21 protein-coding genes are annotated in these 21,714 nt (G+C 70.9%); 20 read left to right on the top strand and 1 reads right to left on the bottom strand.

What is annotated here, in order from left to right:
* Positions 1 to 30 precede the first annotated feature (30 nt).
* The 18 genes from rbfA to L8M95_RS01990 all read left to right on the top strand — a co-directional run bounded on the left by rbfA (position 31) and on the right by L8M95_RS01990 (position 20,202).
* Positions 31 to 492 (top strand): 30S ribosome-binding factor RbfA, encoded by a 462-nt coding sequence (gene rbfA, locus L8M95_RS02075; RefSeq protein ID WP_260487690.1) that lies wholly within the window; start codon positions 31 to 33, stop codon positions 490 to 492.
* The gene (locus L8M95_RS02070) at positions 489 to 1,469 is read left to right on the top strand and encodes a bifunctional oligoribonuclease/PAP phosphatase NrnA (protein ID WP_260487689.1); all 981 of its coding nucleotides are present in this window, start codon (positions 489 to 491) and stop codon (positions 1,467 to 1,469) included. Before rbfA ends, L8M95_RS02070 begins: the two co-directional genes overlap by 4 nt.
* Complete coding sequence (locus L8M95_RS02065) at positions 1,453 to 2,877, top strand: MATE family efflux transporter (protein ID WP_260487688.1); 1,425 nt, start codon at positions 1,453 to 1,455, stop codon at positions 2,875 to 2,877. The genes L8M95_RS02070 and L8M95_RS02065 overlap by 17 nt, the downstream gene beginning before the upstream one ends.
* Positions 2,874 to 3,815, top strand: coding sequence for a metallophosphoesterase (locus L8M95_RS02060; protein WP_260487687.1), 942 nt, complete (start codon positions 2,874 to 2,876; stop codon positions 3,813 to 3,815). The genes L8M95_RS02065 and L8M95_RS02060 overlap by 4 nt, the downstream gene beginning before the upstream one ends.
* Positions 3,812 to 4,531 (top strand): 4'-phosphopantetheinyl transferase, encoded by a 720-nt coding sequence (locus tag L8M95_RS02055; RefSeq protein WP_260487686.1) that lies wholly within the window; start codon positions 3,812 to 3,814, stop codon positions 4,529 to 4,531. Before L8M95_RS02060 ends, L8M95_RS02055 begins: the two co-directional genes overlap by 4 nt.
* Complete coding sequence (gene truB / locus L8M95_RS02050; RefSeq protein WP_260487684.1) at positions 4,528 to 5,439, top strand: tRNA pseudouridine(55) synthase TruB; 912 nt, start codon at positions 4,528 to 4,530, stop codon at positions 5,437 to 5,439. The genes L8M95_RS02055 and truB overlap by 4 nt, the downstream gene beginning before the upstream one ends.
* Entirely contained in the window at positions 5,436 to 6,425 is a 990-nt protein-coding gene (locus L8M95_RS02045; RefSeq protein ID WP_260487683.1) for a bifunctional riboflavin kinase/FAD synthetase, read from the top strand. Before truB ends, L8M95_RS02045 begins: the two co-directional genes overlap by 4 nt.
* Before the next feature lie 113 nt (positions 6,426 to 6,538).
* Positions 6,539 to 6,808, top strand: coding sequence for a 30S ribosomal protein S15 (rpsO, locus tag L8M95_RS02040; RefSeq protein WP_260487682.1), 270 nt, complete (start codon positions 6,539 to 6,541; stop codon positions 6,806 to 6,808).
* A gap of 384 nt (positions 6,809 to 7,192) precedes the next feature.
* Entirely contained in the window at positions 7,193 to 9,454 is a 2,262-nt protein-coding gene (locus L8M95_RS02035; RefSeq protein WP_260487681.1) for a polyribonucleotide nucleotidyltransferase, read from the top strand.
* A 97-nt stretch (positions 9,455 to 9,551) separates the two neighbouring features.
* Entirely contained in the window at positions 9,552 to 10,868 is a 1,317-nt protein-coding gene (locus tag L8M95_RS02030; RefSeq protein ID WP_260487680.1) for a pitrilysin family protein, read from the top strand.
* Between the two features lie 36 nt (positions 10,869 to 10,904).
* A complete protein-coding gene (gene dapB / locus L8M95_RS02025; protein WP_260487679.1) occupies positions 10,905 to 11,654 on the top strand; it encodes a 4-hydroxy-tetrahydrodipicolinate reductase in 750 nt (249 codons plus the stop codon).
* A gap of 10 nt (positions 11,655 to 11,664) precedes the next feature.
* On the top strand, positions 11,665 to 12,144 hold the full coding sequence (locus L8M95_RS02020; protein ID WP_260487678.1) for a hypothetical protein: 480 nt from the start codon (positions 11,665 to 11,667) through the stop codon (positions 12,142 to 12,144).
* Complete coding sequence (locus L8M95_RS02015) at positions 12,141 to 12,593, top strand: NAD(P)H-dependent oxidoreductase (protein ID WP_260487677.1); 453 nt, start codon at positions 12,141 to 12,143, stop codon at positions 12,591 to 12,593. Before L8M95_RS02020 ends, L8M95_RS02015 begins: the two co-directional genes overlap by 4 nt.
* A gap of 34 nt (positions 12,594 to 12,627) precedes the next feature.
* A complete protein-coding gene (gene thyX / locus L8M95_RS02010; RefSeq protein ID WP_260487676.1) occupies positions 12,628 to 13,380 on the top strand; it encodes an FAD-dependent thymidylate synthase in 753 nt (250 codons plus the stop codon).
* Between the two features lie 58 nt (positions 13,381 to 13,438).
* Positions 13,439 to 14,398, top strand: coding sequence for a 4-hydroxy-tetrahydrodipicolinate synthase (gene dapA, locus L8M95_RS02005; RefSeq protein ID WP_260487675.1), 960 nt, complete (start codon positions 13,439 to 13,441; stop codon positions 14,396 to 14,398).
* Positions 14,395 to 16,611 (top strand): ribonuclease J, encoded by a 2,217-nt coding sequence (locus L8M95_RS02000; RefSeq protein ID WP_312027437.1) that lies wholly within the window; start codon positions 14,395 to 14,397, stop codon positions 16,609 to 16,611. The genes dapA and L8M95_RS02000 overlap by 4 nt, the downstream gene beginning before the upstream one ends.
* Positions 16,612 to 16,616: 5 nt before the next feature.
* Positions 16,617 to 17,273, top strand: a complete 657-nt coding sequence (locus tag L8M95_RS01995; RefSeq protein WP_260487674.1) for a TIGR03085 family metal-binding protein — start codon at positions 16,617 to 16,619, stop codon at positions 17,271 to 17,273.
* Positions 17,274 to 17,334: 61 nt separating this feature from the next.
* Positions 17,335 to 20,202 carry a DNA translocase FtsK gene (locus L8M95_RS01990; RefSeq protein ID WP_260487673.1) on the top strand — a complete coding sequence of 956 codons (2,868 nt, stop codon included), beginning with the start codon at positions 17,335 to 17,337 and terminating at the stop codon, positions 20,200 to 20,202.
* A gap of 47 nt (positions 20,203 to 20,249) precedes the next feature.
* On the opposite strand, the gene L8M95_RS01985 is transcribed toward L8M95_RS01990, so the two are convergent.
* The gene (locus L8M95_RS01985; protein WP_260487672.1) at positions 20,250 to 20,531 is read right to left on the bottom strand and encodes a YciI family protein; all 282 of its coding nucleotides are present in this window, start codon (positions 20,529 to 20,531) and stop codon (positions 20,250 to 20,252) included.
* 76 nt (positions 20,532 to 20,607) lie between these two features.
* On the opposite strand from L8M95_RS01985, the gene pgsA reads away from it, so the two are divergent.
* Together pgsA and L8M95_RS01975 are read left to right on the top strand one after the other, a co-directional pair.
* Entirely contained in the window at positions 20,608 to 21,195 is a 588-nt protein-coding gene (gene pgsA / locus L8M95_RS01980) for a CDP-diacylglycerol--glycerol-3-phosphate 3-phosphatidyltransferase (RefSeq protein WP_260487671.1), read from the top strand.
* Entirely contained in the window at positions 21,188 to 21,706 is a 519-nt protein-coding gene (locus L8M95_RS01975) for a CinA family protein (RefSeq protein ID WP_396119271.1), read from the top strand. Before pgsA ends, L8M95_RS01975 begins: the two co-directional genes overlap by 8 nt.
* The last annotated feature ends 8 nt before the right edge of the window (positions 21,707 to 21,714 follow it).

Below are 21,714 nucleotides of genomic sequence, written 5' to 3'. Positions count from 1 at the left end.
TGCGACCGCATCACGTCAAGGAGGACCGCCATGACCGGTAAGGGACGCGCGGGACGGCTCGGTAAGCGGATCGGCGAGATCGTCGCGATGGCCATCGAACACGAGATCAAGGACCCACGGCTGGAGTTCATCACGATCACCGATTCGCGGATCACCGCGGATCTGCGCGTGGCGACCCTCTACTACACGGTCCGGGGCGTGACGCTCGACGACGAGCCGGATCTCGAGGCCGCCGAGGCGGCGTTGACCGCGGCTCGTGGTCGTCTGCGCACGATGGTCGGTAAGCAGACCGGCGTGAAGTTCACCCCGGAGTTGGCCTTCGTCCTGGACTCGGTCCCGGACGCGGCACGGCAGATGGAAGAGCTGCTCGCCAAGGCCAGGGAGCAGGACGAGCAGGTCAGGCGCGTCGCCGAGCGCGCGCGGCCGGCCGGTGACGAGGACCCCTACCGCAAGCCGGAGGAGGCGGGCCGACCGGAGGACGACCCGCGGTGACCACCCCGGTCGACGCCGCGGGCGCGGCGGAGGTGTTGGCCCGTCACCGTGAGGTGACCGTGTTGTGCCATCTCCGCCCGGACGCGGACGCGCTGGGCAGCTCCTCCGGTCTCGCCCGGGCGCTTCGCGCGCGGGGCGTGACCGTCCACCACTCCTTTGATCCCGGCGTCGTCCCGGAGGCACTCGGGGTCATCCCCGGGACCGACCGTGTCGTACCGCTGGAGCAGGTGCCCGCACACGATGGGCTCGTCGTGACCCTGGACTGTGCCAGCCCGGACAGGGTGGGTCGGTGGGATCGGCTCGCGGCGGCGGCAACCGAGGTCCTCGTCGTGGATCATCACGGATCCAATCCGGGATTCGGTTCACACATCCTGCTCGATCCGTCCGCGGCGTCGACAGCGACGCTCGTGTTGGACGTGCTCGACGCGGGCGGATTCCCCCTGGACGAGGAGACGGCGACGAGCCTGTACGCCGGTCTGGTCACCGACACCGGGTCCTTCCGTTGGGGCGGCGCGGCCTCCCACGAGACGGCCCGGCGGCTACTCGCCGCAGGTGCCGAGTCCTCCGAGCTCACCCACGCACTACTCGACGCGCACTCGTTCGCCTGGCTCCGGGTGCTGGGCGACCTGTTGACCACGGTGCGGTTGGAACCCGACGCGGTGGGAGGCGGTGGCTCGGTGTGGCTCGCGGTCCCGCACGAGGTGATCTCCGCCGCGGACGAGGACGACGTGGAGTCCCTGGTGTCGCACCTACGCGGTGTACGTGAGGCGCGGGTGGCGGTGCTGCTGAAGGAGTACCTCCCGGGCGAGTGGGCCGTCTCGCTGCGCTCACGTCCCGGTGGCGCGGGCCCGGGCCTCGTGGACGTCTCGGCCATCGCCGCCGCACTCGGCGGCGGGGGTCACCCGTCGGCGGCCGGCTGCACGATGCGCGGGGATCTCCGGACCGTGAGTACGAGGCTCCGTGACCTCCTCGGCTGACACGTCCCGCACCGGCTCCGATCCGGTCGTCGGTCTGGGCGCGATCGGGCGACGACTGTGGTCCATCGCGCTCCCGGTCCTGCCGGTGTTGTCCGCCGAACCCGTCTACCTGTTGGTGGACGGGATCATCGTGGGTCGGCAGGGACCGGAGGACCTGGCTGCGCTCGGTGTGGGCGCCCTGGTTCTCTTGGTGCTGGGCACCCAGATGAACTTCCTGTCCTACGGGACCACCGCGCGGTCGGCACGGCTTCACGGTGCGGGCCGACGTGGCGACGCCGTGGCCGAAGGGGTGCAGGCCACCTGGATCGCCCTCGCCGTGGGCGCGCTCGTGGTGACCGTCGTACTCGCCCTCACCGGTCCGATCACCCGGGTACTCGCCGCGGATGCGGCTGTGGCCGCCGGGGCGGCCGAGTGGCTCCGGGTGGCCGTGTGGGGCATACCGTGCATCCTCGTCGCGTCGGCGGGTCACGGTTGGATGCGGGGCGTCCAACGGCTGCGGACCCCCCTCGTGCTCGTCGGTGTGGGCGTCGGGGTCTCGACCGTCGGCTGCGTGATGCTGGTGCCCGGTCTGGGGCCGGCGCCGGCTCTCGGGTTGGTCGGGAGTGCCTGGGCGAATCTCGCGGGGCAGCTGCTCATGGCCGGCGGCTTCCTCGCGGCGCTCGTGCTCGAACGTCCGGGATCACTGGCACCCCGCCGCGCGGTGATCGTCAGCCAGCTCCGCATGGGAGTGGATCTGGTGATCCGTACCGCCTCGTTCCAGGTCACCTTCGCCGTCGCCACCACCGCGGCAGCGGCCGCCGGGGTGAACTCGCTCGCGGCGCATCACCTGGCGCAACAACTGTGGGCGTTGTACTCACTCGTGTTGGACTCGGTCGCGATCGCCGCCCAGTCGCTCGTCGGTGCCGCGCTCGGCGCCGGGCTCGCCGCCCAGGGACGGGCGCTGGCCCGCGCGGTTGTCGTGTGGTCCCTGGGACTGGGTGCGGCTCTCGCCCTGCTCACGCTCGTGTTCAGGGTGCCCCTGGCAGCGCTGCTGTCCGGGGACCCAGGGGTGGCCGGTCGTCTGGTCGTCGCGCTCGTCGGGATGGCGGTGGTGGTGATCCCCGCCGCGGTCGTGTTCGGTCTCGACGGTGTCCTTCTCGGTGCGGGCGACGCGGCGTACCTGCGCACCAGCACGGTGGTGGCCGCGCTGCTGGGCTTCCTGCCCGTTCTCCTCGCGACCCGGCACTTCGGCTGGGGTCTGGCGGGGATCTGGGTGGGCATGGGGGTGTTCGTCGGACTCCGGCTGGTCGCCGTGGCGGCCCGGGTACGCGGCGACCGGTGGATGGTGCTGGGCGCACAGACCCCCGGCGCGCGGATGGCACAGGCCCGGACGTCCCGGGCCGGGACCCCGGGGAAGGTGGACGGATGACCGGCGGGGCGACGGGCGTACAACCGAGCCTGCGCGCGGTGTCCGACCTGCACGTGGGACACCGGGGCAACGCGGACGTCGTGGACGAGATCCACCCCGCGCACCCGGGCGACTGGCTCATCGTCGCCGGCGACGTCGCGGAGAGGGTCGACCGGGTGGTCGACGCGCTGGAGCGGCTCGCCGCGCGCTTCGAACGGGTGATCTGGGCACCGGGCAACCACGAGCTGTGGATCGGACGAGACGACGAGGGGATCACGTCGACCACCAAGTACGACAGGCTGGTGGAGGCGTGCCGCGCGATCGGGGTCGACACGCCGGAGGACGAGTTCCCCCTGTGGACCGGTCCGGGCGGCCCGGCGTGGGTCGTGCCGATGTTCCTGTTCTACGACTACAGCTGGACGCCGGTCGCGGGTCAGTCCCGCGCCGACGCCCTGGCCGGAGCGCGGGAGCGCCGGGTCGTGGCCTCGGACGAGTTCCTCATCGACCCCGCGCCCTACGGTGACGCGGTCGCCTGGTGCCGGGAGCGACTCGTGAGCACCACGACCCGGCTGGCGCGCCTGGAACCCGCGTACCCGACGGTGCTCGTGAACCACTGGCCGCTGCTCCGGGAACCCACCCGTGTCCTTCGCCACCCGGACTTCGCGCTGTGGTGCGGAACCGCCCAGACGGCGGACTGGCACCGCCGGTACCGCGCCACCGCGTGCGTCTACGGGCACCTGCACATCCCGCGCACGACGGTCCACGACGGCGTGCGTTTCGAGGAGGTGTCGCTGGGGTACCCGAGGGAGTGGAACGGGCGTGGGCGGCCGGATCCGCTCACCCGTCAGATCCTCCCGGCGCCGGACGGTCCGCAGGTCCGGTGGGTCCGCGACGAGGGTGGCCTGCCGAGGATCGCCCGGCCCGGTGACCCCGGCCCCTACCTGGAGGACGAGCAGTGATCGACGACCTCTTCCCGCCGGATGTGGCGGGGGTGACCGACGCCGAGCTCGGCCTGGACGACGCGGCCCTGTTGGCGTCGCTGTACCCGGTGGAGGTCGAGCAGATCGGGGCGGCCGTCGAGCGGCGCCGGATCGACTTCGCCGGTGCGCGTGCGTGTGCCCGGGTGGCGATGTCGAGACTCGGCGTCCCCGCTGGCCCCGTGCTGCGCGGGGGTCGGGGCATGCCGGTGTGGCCGCCGGGCCTGGTGGGCACGCTCACGCACACCGAGGGGCTGCGGGCCGCCGCGCTGGCGCCGACCGCCCGCGTCCGGTCGCTCGGGCTGGACGTGGAACGACACGCACCGCTGGCCGCGGGCGTCCTCGAGGCCGTCTCCCTTCCCGAGGAGGCGGCGTGGGTGCGTGCGGCACGCGCCGAGATGGGGACCGTCGCCTGGGACACGCTGCTGTTCACCGCGAAGGAGGCCACGTACAAGGCGTGGTTCCCGCTCACCCACCGGTGGCTGGGGTTCGGTGACGCACACATCACCCTGGTGCCGGACGGCGACGACGACGAGGTGGTCACCGGCACGCTGCGATCGCGGATCCTCATCGACGGCCAGGCCGTCGACGGGGGGCCCGATGTGCGAGAGTTCCGCGGCCGATGGGCCGTCCGGGACGGCTATGTGGCCTCGGCGATCGTGCTGCGACCCGCCGGGGTCGATAGCGTGGGGCCGTGACCCCGCGCAGACCCGATACCCGCCCCGCACCCGAACCCGGCCTGGTGGTCGTCGACAAACCCGGTGGGATGAGCAGCCACGACGTCGTCGGGCGTCTCCGTCGGTACTTCGGCACCCGCAAGGTCGGCCACGCCGGGACACTGGACCCCATGGCGACCGGAGTGCTCGTCGTGGGCATCGAACGGGCCACCAAGATGCTCGGGCTCCTGGCCCTGGAGACCAAGTCCTACGAGGCCACCATCCGTCTCGGCCAGACCACGACCACGGACGACGCCGAGGGGGAGACCACCTCGACGGCGGACGCCTCGGATGTGACCGATGAGGCGATGGACGCGGCCATCACCGCCCTGACCGGGGAGATCGACCAGGTCCCGTCCGCCGTCAGTGCGATCAAAGTGGACGGGAGGCGGGCCTACGACCGTGTGCGGGCGGGGGAGGAGGTCGAACTCGAGCCGCGGCGCGTCACCGTCTCCCGGTTCGACGTGCTCGAGCGGGTCCGCACCGGGGACGTGATCGACCTCGTCGTCGTCGTCGACTGTTCGACCGGCACCTACATCCGCGCCCTCGCCCGTGACCTCGGAACCGCGGTCGGCGTCGGGGGGCATCTCACCGCGCTGCGCCGCACCCACGTCGGGCCGTTCGGCCTCGACGTGGCACGGACCCTCGAACAGCTGGAGGCCGATCCGACGCTGTCGCTGGACCTCGACGCCGCCGCGCTGACCGCGTTCCCCCGACGCGACATCGACGCCGACGAGGCGGAGGGCCTGCGGCACGGACGGTGGCTCGAGGCCCGCGGTGACACCGGTGTCGTCGCGGCCGTGGGGCCCGACGGCCGGGTCGCGGCGCTGGTCTCGGAATCGGGGCGGCGCGCCGCTCCGGTCGTGGTCATGCGCCCGGCGGGCCTGTGAACGCCGCGCGTAAGGTGGTCGCCGTGCAATTGTGGCGGACGTTCGACGAGATCGTGATCCCCGACGGCGGGACCTCCGTCGCCCTCGGCGTGTTCGACGGACTCCACCGGGGCCACCGGAGCCTGGTGGACCGCGCCGTCGGCCACGGCCGGGAACTGGGTGCCAGCCCCGTCCTGGTGACGTTCGACCCCCACCCCGTGGAGGTCGTCAGGCCGGGAACCCACCCGTCGGTCCTCACCCCCCTGGAGCGGCGTGCCGAGCTCGCGGCCGGGTTCGGGATCGACGCGGTGTTCGCGCTGCCCTTCGACCGCGAGATGGCCGCGTGGGAGCCCGAGGAGTTCGTCGACCGGGTCCTCGTGCGCGGTCTGCGGGCCCGTGCGGTCACCGTGGGGCGCAACTTCACGTTCGGCCGACGCGCGGCCGGTACGCCGGAGACCCTGCGAGACCTGTGCGCGGAACGGGGCATCGTCTGCGAGATCGTGGACCTTCTCGAGGCCGGGGGCGAGACCGTCTCCTCCAGCCGGGTCCGCCGACTGCTCGGCGAGGCCGACGTGGCCGGTGCCGCCGAGGTCCTCGGCCGACCCCACCGCGTCTCCGGGGTCGTGGTCCACGGTGCCGGTCGCGGGGGGCGGGACCTCGGGTATCCGACCGCCAACCTCGACCTCCCCGAACACACTGCCGTGCCGGTCGACGGCGTGTACGCCGGGTGGTTCACAGTCCTCGACGACGGCCCGGTGGACGGCACGATCGTCCCGGGCCGCCGCTACCCGTGCGCGATCTCCGTCGGGACCAACCCGACGTTCGGGGACTCCGCCCGCAGCGTGGAGGCGTTCGTGCTGGACGAGTCCGCCGACCTGTACGGACGACTGGCCGCCGTCGACTTCGTCGACCATGTCCGCGAGATGGTCAAGTTCGCCTCCGTCGACGAGTTGCTCGTGGCCATGGACCGCGACGTCACCACCACCAGGGGCGTGCTGGGGGGCTGAGCCGGGGATTGGGGCCCGGGGCGGTCCGGCTGGTAACCTCGTCAGTCGGCTCAGCTGCGGTCCGCGGCGGCGGGGTCATACATATTCGCGGACTGGAACAACCAGGAGACACCATGGCGCTCAGCACCGAAGAGAAGAAGGCCGTACTGGCCGAGTACGGGATCCATGAGACCGACACCGGCTCACCCGAGGCCCAGATCGCCATGCTCACCAAGCGCATCCAGCAGCTCACCGAGCACCTCAAGACCCACAAGCACGACCACCACTCGCGGCGCGGCCTGCTCCTGATGGTCGGACGTCGGCGTCGTCTGCTCAAGTACATCGCCAAGACCGACATCGCGCGCTACCGCTCGCTCATCGAGCGACTCGGCCTGCGTCGCTGACGCCGGACCACCACCGCGTCACCGACCCCCGCCCGGTTCTCCCGGTCGGGGGTCGTCGCATTTCGGTCACCCGACCCGAACCCCCGGTCGCCGCGCGCCGGGGGCGTCAGGCCCGCGTGCCCCGGTGACCCGGACGGTTTTCCCTGATAGCCTCGGGGGAGCCGGTGCACACGTGCCGGGGTGGTCGACAGGTCCGATTGACGGTCCTCGGTAGTGGCCGCCGGAGCCCGACGCCCCCAGCAGAACCAATTTGCTGTGGGGCGCACGTTCCGGCCGCTTCGATCGAAGACCGAGGTCGAACCGGGACCCCCTGACGTGACGCCCGGTGGCCCCGGCGGGACGATTCCGCCGTGCGGCCCATGCACCCGACACGACAGGAAACACATGCCACAGATCACGGCCGTCGAGGTCGAAGACGGGGTCTTCGAGACCGTCGCGACCATCGACAACGGCGACTTCGGTCGCCGCGAGCTCCGCTTCGAGACCGGCCGGCTGGCCAAGCAGGCCGCCGGCTCGGTCGTCGCCTACCTGGACGACGACACGATGCTGCTGTCCGCCACCACGGCGGGCAAGCACCCCAAGGAGCACTTCGACTTCTTCCCCCTGACGGTGGACGTCGAGGAGCGGATGTACGCCGCGGGACGGATCCCCGGTTCGTTCTTCCGCCGCGAGGGACGTCCCAGCACGGACGCCATCCTCACCTGCCGGCTCATCGACCGGCCCCTGCGCCCGACCTTCGCGGACGGGGTCCGCAACGAGGTCCAGGTCGTCGTGACCGTCATGAGCCTCGATCCCAAGGATCTCTACGACGTGGTGGCCATCAACGCCGCCTCCGCCTCCACCCAGCTCTCCGGACTGCCGTTCTCGGGCCCGGTCGGCGGCGTGCGCGTCGCCCTCATCCCGACGGCCGCCGACCCGGCCGGTCAGTGGGTGGCGTTCCCCACCGTCGAGCAGCTCTCCGACGCCGTCTTCGACATGGTCGTCGCCGGTCGTGTCGTCGGCTCCGGTGACACCGCCGACGTCGCGATCATGATGGTCGAGGCCGAGGCCACCGACGACGTGATCGAGAAGGTCGCCGGGGGCGCGCAGGCGCCCACCGAGGACGTCGTCGCCCAGGGCCTCGAGGCCGCCAAGCCGTTCATCGCCGAGCTGTGCGCCGCGCAGCAGGCGTTGGCCGACGCCGCGCCCGGCACCCCGCGTGAGTTCCCGTTGTTCCCGCCGTACGCGGACGACGTCTACGCCGCGGTCGCCGAGATCGCCGAGACCAAGCTCGGCCAGATCATGCAGATCGCCGACAAGCAGGATCGTGACGGCGCGACCGACGAGCTCAAGGCGACCGTCCTCGAGCAGCTCACCGAGCAGTTCTCCGACCGCCTCGGCCAGGTCGGGGCCGCGTTCAAGTCCCTGACCAAGAAGGTCGTGCGCCAGCGCATCCTCACCGACCACTTCCGCATCGACGGCCGCGGCACGCGGGACATCCGTGCACTGTCCGCCGAGGTCGAGGTCATCCCGCGCGCTCACGGTTCGGCGCTGTTCGAGCGAGGCGAGACCCAGATCCTGGGCGTGACCACGCTGGACATGGTCAAGATGGCCCAGCAGATCGACTCGCTCGGGCCCGAGACCAGCAAGCGCTACATGCACCACTACAACTTCCCGCCGTACTCCACCGGCGAGACCGGTCGCGTGGGATCGCCCAAGCGCCGCGAGATCGGACACGGGGCGCTCGCCGAGCGTGCGCTCATGCCGGTCCTGCCGAGCGTCGAGGAGTTCCCGTACGCGATCCGCCAGGTCTCCGAGGCGCTCAGCTCCAACGGCTCCACCTCCATGGGGTCCGTCTGCGCCTCCACCCTGTCGCTGCTCAACGCCGGTGTGCCCCTCAAGGCGCCCGTCGCCGGCATCGCGATGGGCCTGGTCTCCGACGAGGTCGACGGCGAGACCCGCTACGTCGCGCTCACCGACATCCTCGGTGCCGAGGACGCGTTCGGCGACATGGACTTCAAGGTCGCCGGCACGGGCATGTTCGTCACCGCGCTCCAGCTGGACACCAAACTCGACGGCATCCCGTCCGAGGTCCTGGCCGGCGCGCTCACCCAGGCCCGCGAGGCCCGGCTCACCATCCTCGACGTGATGGCCGAGGCGATCGACGAGCCCGACGAGCTCAGCCCGTTCGCGCCGCGCATCATCGCCATCAAGGTCCCCGTCGACAAGATCGGTGAGGTCATCGGGCCCAAGGGCAAGATGATCAACTCGATCACCGAGGAGACCGGCGCGTCCGTCTCGATCGAGGACGACGGCACCGTGTACATCGGTGCGACCGACGGCGAGTCCGCCCAGGCCGCGATCGACAAGATCAACGCCATCGCCAACCCGCAGCTGCCCAAGGTCGGAGAGCGGTTCCTCGGTACGGTCGTCAAGACCGCTCCGTTCGGAGCATTCCTCTCCCTGCTGCCCGGTCGCGACGGTCTGGTCCACATCTCCAAGCTGGGCCAGGGCAAGCGCGTCGGCAAGGTCGAGGACGTGGTCAACGTCGGCGACAAGATGCAGGTCGAGATCGCCGACATCGACAACCGCGGCAAGATCAGCCTCATCCCGGTGGGCGAGGACACGACCTCCGGTTCCGACGCGGACGCCGGTAGCGACAACTGATACCCCGCCGGCCCGCCGACAGCGGCGCCGGCACCCGACGAGGCACGCACCCCGCGCGCGGGGTGCGTGCCTCGTTCGTCGACAGAAGGGAAGGGCCGTGAACCCGACGATCCGCGTGGACCGCACGATCCCCGGCGTGCGCGTGGTGACGGAGGACCTGCCCTGGTGCCACACCGCGGCGGTCGGCATCTGGATAGGGTCCGGCTCGGCGGACGAGGGTCCCGGCGAGCACGGGGCCGCACACTTCCTCGAGCACGTCCTGTTCAAACGGACCACCGGTGCCACGGGTCGCGAACTCTCCGAACGGATCGATCTGCTGGGCGGGGACCTCAACGCCTACACAGGGCGCGAACACACCTGCTACCACGTCCACGTTCCCGCCGAGGGGCTGGACACAGCGGTGGACGTGCTCGTGGACGTCGTCGCCAACGGCTCCTGCGACCCGGACGACGTGGAGATCGAGCGGGACGTCGTACTCGACGAGCTGGCCGGGCGGGCGGATGACCCCGAGGACCTGGCCTGCGAACTGGTCGCCACCGCCGTCCTCGGGCGAGACCCACTCGCCCGGCCGATCATCGGCACCGAGGACTCGGTCGAGGCTCTGGACGCCGAGACACTCCGGGCGTTCCACCGCCGTATGCTCGGCGCCTCCGACGTCGTGGTCGCCGCGGCCGGGCGGATCGATCACGACGCCCTGGTCCGCCGGATCGCCGACGGTCCGCTGGCCGAGGTGGTCTCCCGGCACGGTGCCGGGCAGCGCGGTTCCGAGCGGACCGACCGCGGCGGCGTCGCCCCCGAGCGGGACGCGGGGTGGTCGGAGACGGCCGTCCTCGCCGGCGAGGACAGTGACTCCGAGCAGGCGTTGATCGCCCTCGCCCGCCGGACCCCCGCCCGGGATCACCGGGACCGGGCTGCCGCCCAGGTCGGCACCGCGGTCCTCGGGGGTGGACTGAGTTCGCGGCTGTTCCAACGCATCCGCGAGGAGCTGGGGCTGGCGTACACGGTCTACGCCGGCATGGACCAGTTCCGATCCACCGGTCTGATCACGGTGGTGGCCGGGTCCCCGGTGGACCGGGTCGGCGCGCTGTGCGACGAGGTCGGCGACGTGGTGTCCGGGATGCTGACCGCGCCACCCGCCGTCGACGAGGTCGACCGCGCGATCGGCCACCTCACGGGTTCCATCAGGCTCGGTCTGGACGACCCGATGTCCAGGATGACCCGGATCGGTCGGCACCTGTTGGACAGGGACACGGTGATCCCCGTGGAGGAGTCCGTCGCCAGGCTCCTGCGTGTCACCCCCGACGAGGTCGCCGCCTACTGGACCGGCGAGTCCGCGCCGTGGTGCCTGGCCGCGGTCGGTCCCGGCATGCCGGGCGGCGGCGCGGCTGGGCTGTTGGGGCGCGTGGGCGGATAGTCTGACAGGGTTCGGCGACGACCAATCGAGGAGACGATGACGGTGACGAAGGTCGGGGTGCTCGGTGCACGCGGCAAGGTGGGGACGGCGATCTGCGAGGCCGTCCGCCGGGCGGAGGACCTCGAGCTGGTCGCCGAGGTGGACCAGGAGGATCCACTGGGCTCCCTCGTCGAATCCGGTGCCGAGGTCGTGGTCGACTTCACCCACCCCGACGTGGTGATGGACAACCTCGAGTACTGCATCTCCCACGGGATCCACGCGGTCGTCGGGACCACCGGGTTCACCGAGGACCGTCTCGCCACGCTCAGGGGGTGGCTCGAGGACGATCCCGGCACGGGCGTGCTCGTGGCACCGAACTTCGCGATCGGCGCCATTCTCATGATGCGGTTCGCCGTCCAGGCGGCCCGGTACTTCCCGTCCGCCGAGATCGTCGAACTCCACCACCCGAACAAGGCCGACGCGCCGTCGGGGACCGCTCACCGCACCGCCGCCATGATGGCGGAGGCCCGGTCCGCGGCCGGGATGGGACCGTCGCCCGACGCCACGTCGACCGGACTCGAGGGTGCCCGTGGCGCGGACGTCGACGGGGTTCGCGTCCACTCGGTGCGCCTGACCGGCCTCGTCGCCCATCAGGAGGTGCTGCTCGGCACTCAGGGTGAGACCCTCACCATCCGGCACGACTCTCTCGACCGCTCATCGTTCGCACCCGGTGTCCTGCTGGGGATCCGCTCGATCACCGGGGCCCCGGGCCTGACCGTGGGGCTCGACGCCTTCATGGACCTCTAGGACGCCTGCGGTGGATCGAATCGTCAAGCCCCTGGTCATGGCCCTCACGGCGCTGGGTCTCGTGGTGGCCTTCGGCTACCTGCTCTACCTCGGCTGGTCCATGATCAGGGCCTCCGATCACCTGGCGTTGCGAGGTCTCGGTGTGGGGATCATCCTGCTCACCGCTGTCGGCGCGTGGGCCACCTGGGCGATCGTCCGCAACGGCGTGGAACTCCAGAAGATCTCGGCCGCCGCCGCCGCGGAGGGCATCGAGGTGGATCTCACCGGGATGGAGCAGCGGCCTTCCGGCCGACTCCGACACGATGCGGCGGACGGTCTGTTCGACCGGATCAGCGCCGAGTACCGGGCGGCCCCCGACGACTGGCGGACCAACTACCGGTTGGCGCGGGCCTACGACCATGCCGGCGACCGCACCCGGGCACGGGAGGCCATGAAGGTCGCCATCGGGCTACGGGACGCCGAACTCGCCTCGGGGGAGAGTCGGCGATGAGCTCGGTACTGGTGGTGCACCACGCCCCGTCCCCGCGCCTGCGGAGGATCCTGGAGTCGCTCGTCACCGGTCTCGCGCATCCCGAGCTCGAGGAGATCGAGGTCGAGTCCGTCCCGGCGTTGGCCACCACCGACGACCACGTACTGCGCGCGGACGGTTACGTCCTGCTCACCCCCGCCAACTTCGGTTACATGTCCGGTGCGCTGAAGCACTTCTTCGACCGCACCTACTACACCTGCGAGGGAGCGGTGTCGGGTCGGCCGTACGCCTTGTGCGTACACGGGGACAACGACACCGCCGGGGCGGTCAACTCGGTCGAGAGGATCGCGACCGGATGGGGACTTCAGGCCGTCGCCCCCGCGGTCCAGTTGACCGGCGAACCCGGTCGCGAGGACCTCGACACCGCCGCCGAGGCCGCGGCCACCGTCGCCGCACACCTGCTCGGCTGAACCGCCGGGCACGACACCCAAGAGGAGTTCCACGATGTCCGAGCTCGTCCGGCGGCAGGTCCGCCTGGTCGCGCACACCGAGTTCATCCCACCCGACGAGATCGAGTGGGAGACCGACGCCGAGGGCGGATCCGCCCTGGCCGAGTTCGCGGGGCGCGCCTGTTACCAGAGCTGGGACAAACCCAACCCTCGCACCGCCACCAACGCCGGGTACCTCAGGCACATCCTCGAGGTGGGGCACCTGTCGGTGTTCGAGCACGCGAGCGTGTCCTTCTACATCACCGGGATCTCGCGCTCGTGCACGCATGAACTGATCCGCCACCGACACTTCTCCTACAGTCAGCTGTCCCAGCGGTTCGTCCCCGAGCACGACTCGAAGGTCGTTCCCCCACCCGCGATCGCGGATGATCCCGAGCTCGTCGAGATCTTCCGCCGGGCGACCGACGCCTCCCGGGACGCCTACGCCGAGATGTTGGCCAAGCTCGAGGACAGGTTCGCGGACGTGCCCAACCCCATGCTGCGGCACAAGCAGGCGAGGCAGGCCGCCCGATCCGTCCTGCCGAACGCCACCGAGACGCGGATCGTGGTGACGGGCAACTACCGCTCGTGGCGGCACTTCATCGGGATGCGCGCCACCGAACACGCCGACACCGAGATCAGGGGCCTGGCCATCGACGTCCTACGGCGTCTCCAGGAGGCCGCGCCGGCGGTGTTCTCCGACTTCGAGATCGCCACCCTGGAGGACGGTTCGGAGATCGCGGTCAGCCCGTACGTTCTCGAGGGATGACGACGCCCCCAGGGTGGGAATCGGGCTCCGTGGGGTCCTGCGGGTAGTCTGGGAGACCATGACACACGTGACCACCGGGGGCCCTGTCGGCTGGGAGACTCCGGCCGACACCGGCCGGACCCCCGCCGATACAGGGCGCCCTGCGCCGTTCGGCACGGTCGTCACGGCGATGGTCACCCCGTTCGGGGCCGACGGTTACGTCGATCTCAAGGCCGTCGCGCGTGTCTCGCGGCATCTCGTGGACTCGGGGTGCGACGGTCTCGTCGTCTCGGGAACCACGGGGGAATCGCCCACCACCACCGACGCGGAGAAGATCGCGGTTCTCGAGACCGTCCTCGCCGAGGTGGGGGACAGGGCGACGATCGTCGCTGGTGTCGGTACCTACGACACCGCGCACTCGGTACACGCGGCGAAGCAGGCCGCAGCCTCCGGGGCGCACGGGATGCTCGTGGTGACGCCGTACTATTCCAAGCCCACCCAGGCGGGCCTGGACGTCCACTTCCGGACGATCGCGGACGCGACCGACCGGCCTGTGATGCTCTACGACATCCCCCCGCGATCGGTGGTCCCCATCCAGGCGGACACCCTGATCGGGCTCGCCGACCACCCGAACATCGTGGCGGTCAAGGACGCGAAGGGCGACTTCCACGACGCCGTGACCGTCATGACCCACTGCGACCTCGTCTACTACTCGGGTGACGACCAACTCAACCTCCCCTGGCTGGCCGTGGGAGCGACGGGATTCGTCAGCGTGATCGGACACGTCGCCGCGTCGCGGCTGGTCGAGCTCCGCCGCGCCTACCTGAGTGGCGACGTCGAGACGGCACGACGGATAAACCTCGGACTCCTCCCGCTTTTCGACGCCCAGAGGGCGCTCGGAGGCGTGTCGATGTCCAAAGCAGCACTAGAGCTTCTCGGGGTCCCGGCCGGTGTGCCGCGACTCCCGCAGTTACCACCCACCGACGAGCAGCGGGACGCCCTCGCGGCGCTGCTGCACAGAGCAGGAGTCACCAGATGACGGAAAGTAATTCCACGGGCCGCGGACGCGGCCGCACCCGGCGCGCCGCCGGACGGCCCACGGGCGAGCCGGCACCCACGACAGCGGTGCAGTTCACCGAGCCGACCCCCGTGGCCGACGTGCCCGCCACAGACGCGGGGCAGAGCCGCTCCGGTCAGGGCAACGGAAACGGCAAGGGCAACGGCAAGCAGGATCAGGCCCAGCAGGACACTGGCCAGACGAGCCGGTCCCAGCAGGGCGACGCCGTCAAGGACGGCGGCAACAAGGACGGCGGCAACAAGGATTCGTCCAGGGGCGGTTCGCGCGGCCGCGGCAAGGGTTCGTCCGCGGGCGCCAAGGGCGGATCGTCGGGCAACGACCAGAACGGGGGCCAGAACTCCGGCGGTCAGGGCTCCGGCGGTCAGGGCTCCGGCGGTCAGGGCGGCGGACGTGGCCGCAGCGGCCGCGGCCGGGGTCGCGGTCGGGGGGAGACCTCGACCGCCGAGTTCGGCGGCGTCAAGACCATGCAGGGCGGGGACATGACGGTCCGGCTGTCCAGCCCGCCCAAGGCCCGCAAGGGTGCCCTGCGGGTGGTGGCACTGGGCGGCATCTCCGAGATCGGCCGCAACATGACCGTCTTCGAGTACGACTCGAAGCTGCTCATCGTGGACTGCGGCGTACTGTTCCCGAGCTCCACCGAGCCGGGCGTCGACCTAATCCTCCCCGACTTCGGGCACATCGAGGACCGCCTGGACCAGGTCGAGGCGCTCGTGCTGACCCACGCCCACGAGGACCACATCGGGGCGATCCCGTTCCTGCTCAAGCTGCGCCCGGACATCCCCGTGGTGGGCTCCAAGTTCACCCTCGCGCTGGTGGCGGCGAAGTGCCAGGAGCACCGCATCAAGCCGGTGTTCCGCACGGTCGACGAGTCCAGCGTCAGCGACTTCGGCAAGTTCCAGGTCCGCTACTTCGACGTCAACCACTCGATTCCCGAGTGCCTGGGTGTGGTCATCAAGGCCGGCGACAACACCGTGATGATGTCGGGCGACATCAAGCTCGACCAGCTCCCGACCGACAAGCGCCCCACCGACCTGCCCAAGATGTCGAGGTTCGGCGACGAGGGTGTCGACCTGTTGCTCCTGGACTCCACCAACGCCACCACTCCGGGCATCAGCCCGTCGGAGTCCGGCGTCCGGCCCGCCCTGCAGCGGCTCATCGCCGACGCGCGGCAGCTCGTGGTGGTGGCCTGCTTCGCCTCCAACGTCTACCGGGTCCAGTCCGTCGTCGACGCCGCCGCCGCCACCGGTCGCAAGGTCGCCCTGACCGGTCGGTCGATGCTCCGCAACATGGAGATCGCCCTCGAGATGGGCCTGCTCACGGATCCCGGCCGGGTCCTGGTGGACATGGACACCGCGGCGAAGCTCCCCTCCGAGAAGGTCCTCGTGATGACCACCGGTACACAGGGTGAGGCCATGGCCGGACTCTCCCGGATGGCCCGCCGCGAGCACCGGCAGATCAACCTCTCCGAGGGTGACACCGTCCTGTTCTCCTCGTCGATCGTCCCGGGCAACGAGGAATCCGTCTTCGGCGTCCAGAACGGCCTGTCGCAGATGGGCGTGAACGTCGTCACCAGTCGTGAGGCGGACATCCACGTGTCCGGCCACGGGTACTCCGGCGAACTGCTGTTCATCTACAACGCCGTGCGCCCGAAGAACGCCATGCCCGTGCACGGCGAGTGGCGGCATCTGCGGGCCAACAAGGCGCTCGCCGTGGCGACCGGGGTGCCCGAGGGGAACGTCGTGCTCGCCCAGAACGGCGTCGTCGTGGACCTCGTCGACGGCAAGGCCTCCGTGGTGGGCCAGGTGCCCGTCGGCAACCTGTACGTCGACGGCCTGTCCACCGGTGACGTGGGCGACACCGTCCTCGCCGACCGGACCGCCCTCAGCGAGGACGGGTTCATCGTCGCCACGGTCGTGGTCGATCCGCGTACGGGCCGCCCCGTGAGCCGGCCGCAGATCATCGCCAAGGGCTTCACCGACGAGCCGGGCGCGCTCGCGCCGGTCGTCGAGCTGGTGGAGAACGCCCTGTGGGACCTCGCTGGCGAGGGCGAGACGGATCCGTACCGCATCGCCCAGGCCGTGCGACGCACGGTGGGCCGCTGGGTGTCCGACAAGTGGCGCCGCAAGCCCATGATCGTCCCGACGGTCATCACCTCCGCCGTCGCGCAGGTCTGAGCTCGATGAGTCCCGGTCGTCCGACCCTCGCCCAGCGTGAGCGCCGCGCGCTCGTGGAGAGCATGCGCGCCTCGGGCCCTGACGCCCCGACGCTGTGCGAGGGCTGGACGACCAGGGACCTGGCGGCGCACCTCGTCGTCCGTGAGTTCCGACCGGACGCGGCGGCGGGGGTGGTCGTCCCCGCGCTCGCGGATCGGTTGGAGCAGCTGAGACTGCGTGAGGCAGAGCGCTCGTGGGACGACCTGCTCGATGCGATCGCCGGCGGGGCGCCCTGGTATTCGCCGCTGCGGTACGCGGATCGTGTCGCGAACCTCGCCGAATACCTCGTCCACCACGAGGATGTGCGTCGGGGGAGCGGGGAGTGGACACGTCGCGAGTTCGACGTGGAGGACCTCGAGCGGATCTGGTCGCTGGCCACCACGGTGGCCAAGACCTTCCTCCGCAAGGTGAACGCCCGCGTCGATCTGCGCACTCCGCCCCAGCCCGGATCGACCCGCATGGCGTCGGTCTCCACGGGCGCGGCTCTCGCCCCGCTCGTCAGCATCACCGCGGATCCTGTCGAGTTCCTGCTGTGGACGTTCGGTCGTGACGAGGTCGAGATGGACATCTCGGGGGCGCAGCGGGGGATCGATGCCCTCGAGGCGGTCCCGCGCGGCATCTGAACCACCCCGACCCCGTGTGGCTGCTGTTACCAGTGGTGCACGAGACGATAGAGTGACGACCATGGCATCCACCTCGAGCACGCGCTCCACCCGTGCCCCCGGCGGCCGACGTCCGGCTTCGACCTCGGGAGCGCAGCGATCGACCAAGTCCACCCCGGCCTCGGCGCGGGGTGGCGGTTCCCGTCGCGGTGCAGTCGTCTCGACCCCCAAGAAGGGGACCCGGGGCAGTTCCCGAGCCGCCGCTCCGGCGCCGGAACGCACCTCGGGCGCGTTCAGCGCCGTGGGCCGCGGTCTGCGCGGCAGCTGGTCGGCGGTCGCCAAGGGGGTGGGCCACGGCGTCCGTGGCCTCGGTGGCGGATCCGACGACGACGACAAGGTGGTCCCGCCGCATCGCCGGGACGGTCTCGGGCTGATCCTCATCGGCGTGGCGATCGTGTTCGCCGGCGCGGTGTGGTTCGGTGCGGCCGGCCCGGTCGGCCAGTGGATCGACTCCGGCATCCGGACGATCGTGGGGACCCCCGGCGCTCTGCTACCACTGCTGCTGGGCGGGTGGGGAGTGCTGGTCATGGCCCGCGAACCCCGTCCCGACGTGCATTCGCGATGGCTGGTCGGCACCACCGTCACGGCCCTCGGTGTGCTCGGACTGTGGCACCTGGGATCCGGGTCGCCGACGGGTCCCGAGGGCGTGCGTTCCGGTGCCGGTGTGCTCGGCCGGATCGTCGGGGGCACGCTCGAGGCCGGGCTGTCCGTCTTCGTCGCGGTGCCGCTTCTCGTGCTCCTCATCGCGTTCGGGATCCTGGTGATGGTGGGGCGTCCCGCGCGCGAGATCCCCGGCATCGTCCGTGGGTTCTTCGGGTGGGACGGCAACGGCGACATCGTCGACCACGACTACGTCGATTCCGACGAGGACTGGGACGACGAGGCGACCACGGCCTACCCGATCGCCGAGACCAACAGGGCGACGGAACCCGAGCGATCCGCGGCGCGTCGCGGTTCGCGTCGCCGGGTCGCCGCGTGGTCCGACACCCCCACCGCCGGTGAGACGGTGGAGATGCCCCGCGCGGCCCGAACCCCCGCCGAGCCAGGGCCGGACCCCGAGGACGCCGACACCGCGCAGCGCGCCACCGCGGCGGCCCCGGCACGCCCGAGGCGCGCCCCGCGCAGGACCGAGGTCCTCCCGGTGGACGACGAGGCGGGGACGGAGGACGCTGCCCCGGCCACCACCCCGTCCACACGGTCCACCCCGTCCCCGCGGGCCGCCGCGCCCGCGAGAGCGGCCGAGACCCCCGTCGTGGACACCTCCGCGGTCCCGCAGACCAACACCCCGTCGTCGCACACCGCGGCCGACAGCGGTGCCGAACGCCTCGACTCCCAGACCCAGCTCCTCAGCGGCGTGGACTACGCGCTGCCGCCCGTGAGCCTGTTGACCGCCGGCGATCCGCCCAAGGCCCGCAGCGAGTCCAACGACCAGATGATCGAGGCCATCCAGGGCGTCCTCGAGCAGTTCAAGATCGACGCGGCTGTCACCGGCTTCACCCGCGGCCCGACCGTCACCCGCTACGAGGTCGAACTGGGCCCCGGCGTCAAGGTCGAGAAGATCACGGCACTCCACCGCAATATCGCCTACGCGGTCGCCACGGACAACGTCCGTCTGCTCGCGCCGATCCCCGGAAAGTCCGCGGTGGGCATCGAGGTGCCCAACCTCGATCGCGAGCTGGTCCGCCTGGCGGACGTCCTGACCGATCCCAAGACCGCGGGCAAGCACAACCCGATGCTCATCGGCCTGGGCAAGGACATCGAGGGGGACTTCGTCACGGCCGACCTCGCCAAGATGCCGCACCTCCTGGTGGCGGGGTCGACCGGTTCCGGCAAGTCGAGCTTCGTCAACTCGATGCTGGTGTCGCTCCTGACACGCGCCACCCCGGACGAGGTCCGTCTCATCCTCATCGACCCGAAGATGGTCGAACTGACGCCGTACGAGGGCATCCCGCACCTCATCACGCCGATCATCACCCAGCCCAAGAAGGCGGCCGCGGCGCTGGCGTGGCTGGTGGAGGAGATGGAGCAGCGCTACCAGGACATGAAGTCCACCCGCGTGCGTCACATCACCGATTTCAACGAGCGTGTGAAGTCGGGCGCCATCACCACCCCGCCCGGTAGCGAACGCGTCTACCGGCCGTATCCGTACATCGTCGCGGTCGTCGACGAGCTGGCGGACCTCATGATGACCGCGCCCCGCGACATCGAGGACGCGATCGTCCGCATCACCCAGAAGGCGCGCGCGGCGGGAATCCACCTCGTCCTGGCCACGCAGCGTCCGTCCGTGGACGTGGTGACCGGTCTCATCAAGACCAACGTCCCGTCCAGGCTGGCGTTCGCCACGTCCTCACTCACCGACTCGCGGGTCATCCTCGACCAGGCCGGGGCCGAGAAGCTCATCGGCATGGGCGACGGGCTCTTCATCCCGATGGGCGCGTCGCGTCCCGTCCGTATGCAGGGCGCGTTCATCACCGACGAGGAGATCCACGAGGTCGTCGACTACGCCAAGAACCAGGCCGAGCCCGAGTACGACGAGTCCATCACCGCGGCGAAGGAGGACGGCAAGAAGGACATCGACGCCGACATCGGGGACGACCTCGACGATCTGCTCGCCGCCGTGGAGTTGGTGGTCTCCAGCCAGTTCGGCTCGACGTCCATGCTCCAACGCAAGCTACGGGTCGGATTCGCCAAGGCCGGCCGGCTCATGGACCTCATGGAGTCGCGCGACATCGTCGGACCCTCCGAGGGGTCCAAGGCCCGCGACGTCCTGGTGAAGCCGGAGGAGTTGGCCTCGGTGCTCTGGATGATCAAGGGCGGAGCCCCGCCGGAGGAGGAGCCGGGCGACGACCCGGCCGATCTGCAGGACCCCGCCGCGACCCCGGTGGGGTAGCGGGCGGTCAGGCGGCTCCGGCGGGCCTCCGGTCCGACGGAGCGCGCTCAGGTGAGGGCGCCGAAGACGGGCATCCACTCGCGGACCACGATCTCGGAGACCATTCCGCGGAGGCAGTGGGGGTCGTCGTTGACCAGTGATCGCGCCGCCTCGTCGTCGTCGGCCTCCACCAGCAGCAGCGCCCCGGACCCGTCGACGAACGGTCCCACGGACCGGATCGAGCCGTCGTCGACGCGGGCGGACAGCCACTCACGATGGGCGGGCTTGTTGGCCTCGCGTTCCTCGCTCTGGGCGGCCTCGTAACGGTAGGTCACGGCGAAGATCGGCATCGGGGTCCTCCTGGGGATGATGGCGGGGGTGCCTCACGACCAAGGGTATTACCGCCCGGCTCGCTAAGGTGAGGGGGTGACTGCTTCCACGCGCGAGGACGGGCTACCCACCGCCGAGGTCCCCGTACTCAACATCGCGAACGTGCTCACGGTGCTGCGGATCATCCTGGTCCCGGTCTTCGTGGTCCTGTTCTTCGTCGCCGACGCCCAGGAGCCGTGGTGGCGGGTTGGGGCGTTCGTCGTGTTCGCCGTCGCGATGTTCACCGACTACGTCGACGGTCACCTGGCCCGCAAACTGGGGTTGGTCACCGACTTCGGCAAGATCGCGGATCCGATCGCCGACAAGGCGCTCATCGCCGCCGCGCTCATCTCGCTCTCCCTGGTGGGCGAGCTGTTCTGGTGGGTGACCGTGGTGATCCTGGTCCGAGAAATCGGGATCACGCTGTGGCGGCTGTTCGGGGTGGATTACGTCGTGGCCGCCAGTAGGGGCGGCAAGCTCAAGACCGTCACCCAGACGGTGGGGATGGGGATGCTCATCCTCCCGCTGCCGCACTGGGTGTGGCCCGTGGAGTGGGTCGTGGTCGGGGCGGCCGTGGTGCTCACGGTCGTCACCGGCGTCGACTATCTGGTCAAGGCACGTCAGGCCGCCCGTGCCGGTGACTGACGGACCCGTTACTCCGACCGTCGCACCGCCGCCCGCGGCCCGGGCCGCCGTCACGGCCCTGCGGGACCGGGGCTGGACCCTGGCGACGGCCGAGTCCCTCACCGCCGGGCTGCTGGCAGCGACCATCGCAGACGTCCCGGGCGCCAGCGCGGTGTTGCGCGGTGGGCTCATCGTGTACGCCACCGAGCTCAAACACGACCTCGCCGGGGTTTCCCGCGAGATCCTCGACGAGTACGGGGCGGTCTCGGCGGAGACCGCTCGCGAGCTGGCCCGGGGCGCTGCCGCGCGCTGCGGTGCCGACGTCGGCGTGGGCCTGACCGGAGTGGCGGGACCGGACCCTCAGGAGGGCCGGCCGGTCGGCACCGTCTTCCTCGGCCTGGTCGTCCCCGGCCGGGGACCGTGGTCGGTGCCACTGAGGGTGGACGGTGACCGCAGCCGGATCCGCCGAGCAGCGTGCACGGCGGCATTGGAGCAGGTCGTCGCCGCAGCGACGGGGGAGATGGACCGGTGACGACGACG

The sequence above is a fragment of the Dietzia sp. B32 genome, assembly GCF_024732245.1.
In the GTDB taxonomy this organism is placed as follows: Bacteria; Actinomycetota; Actinomycetes; order Mycobacteriales; family Mycobacteriaceae; genus Dietzia.
Note: the sequence above shows the minus strand (reverse complement) of the source record. Positions and strands in the feature narration are given on the sequence as shown.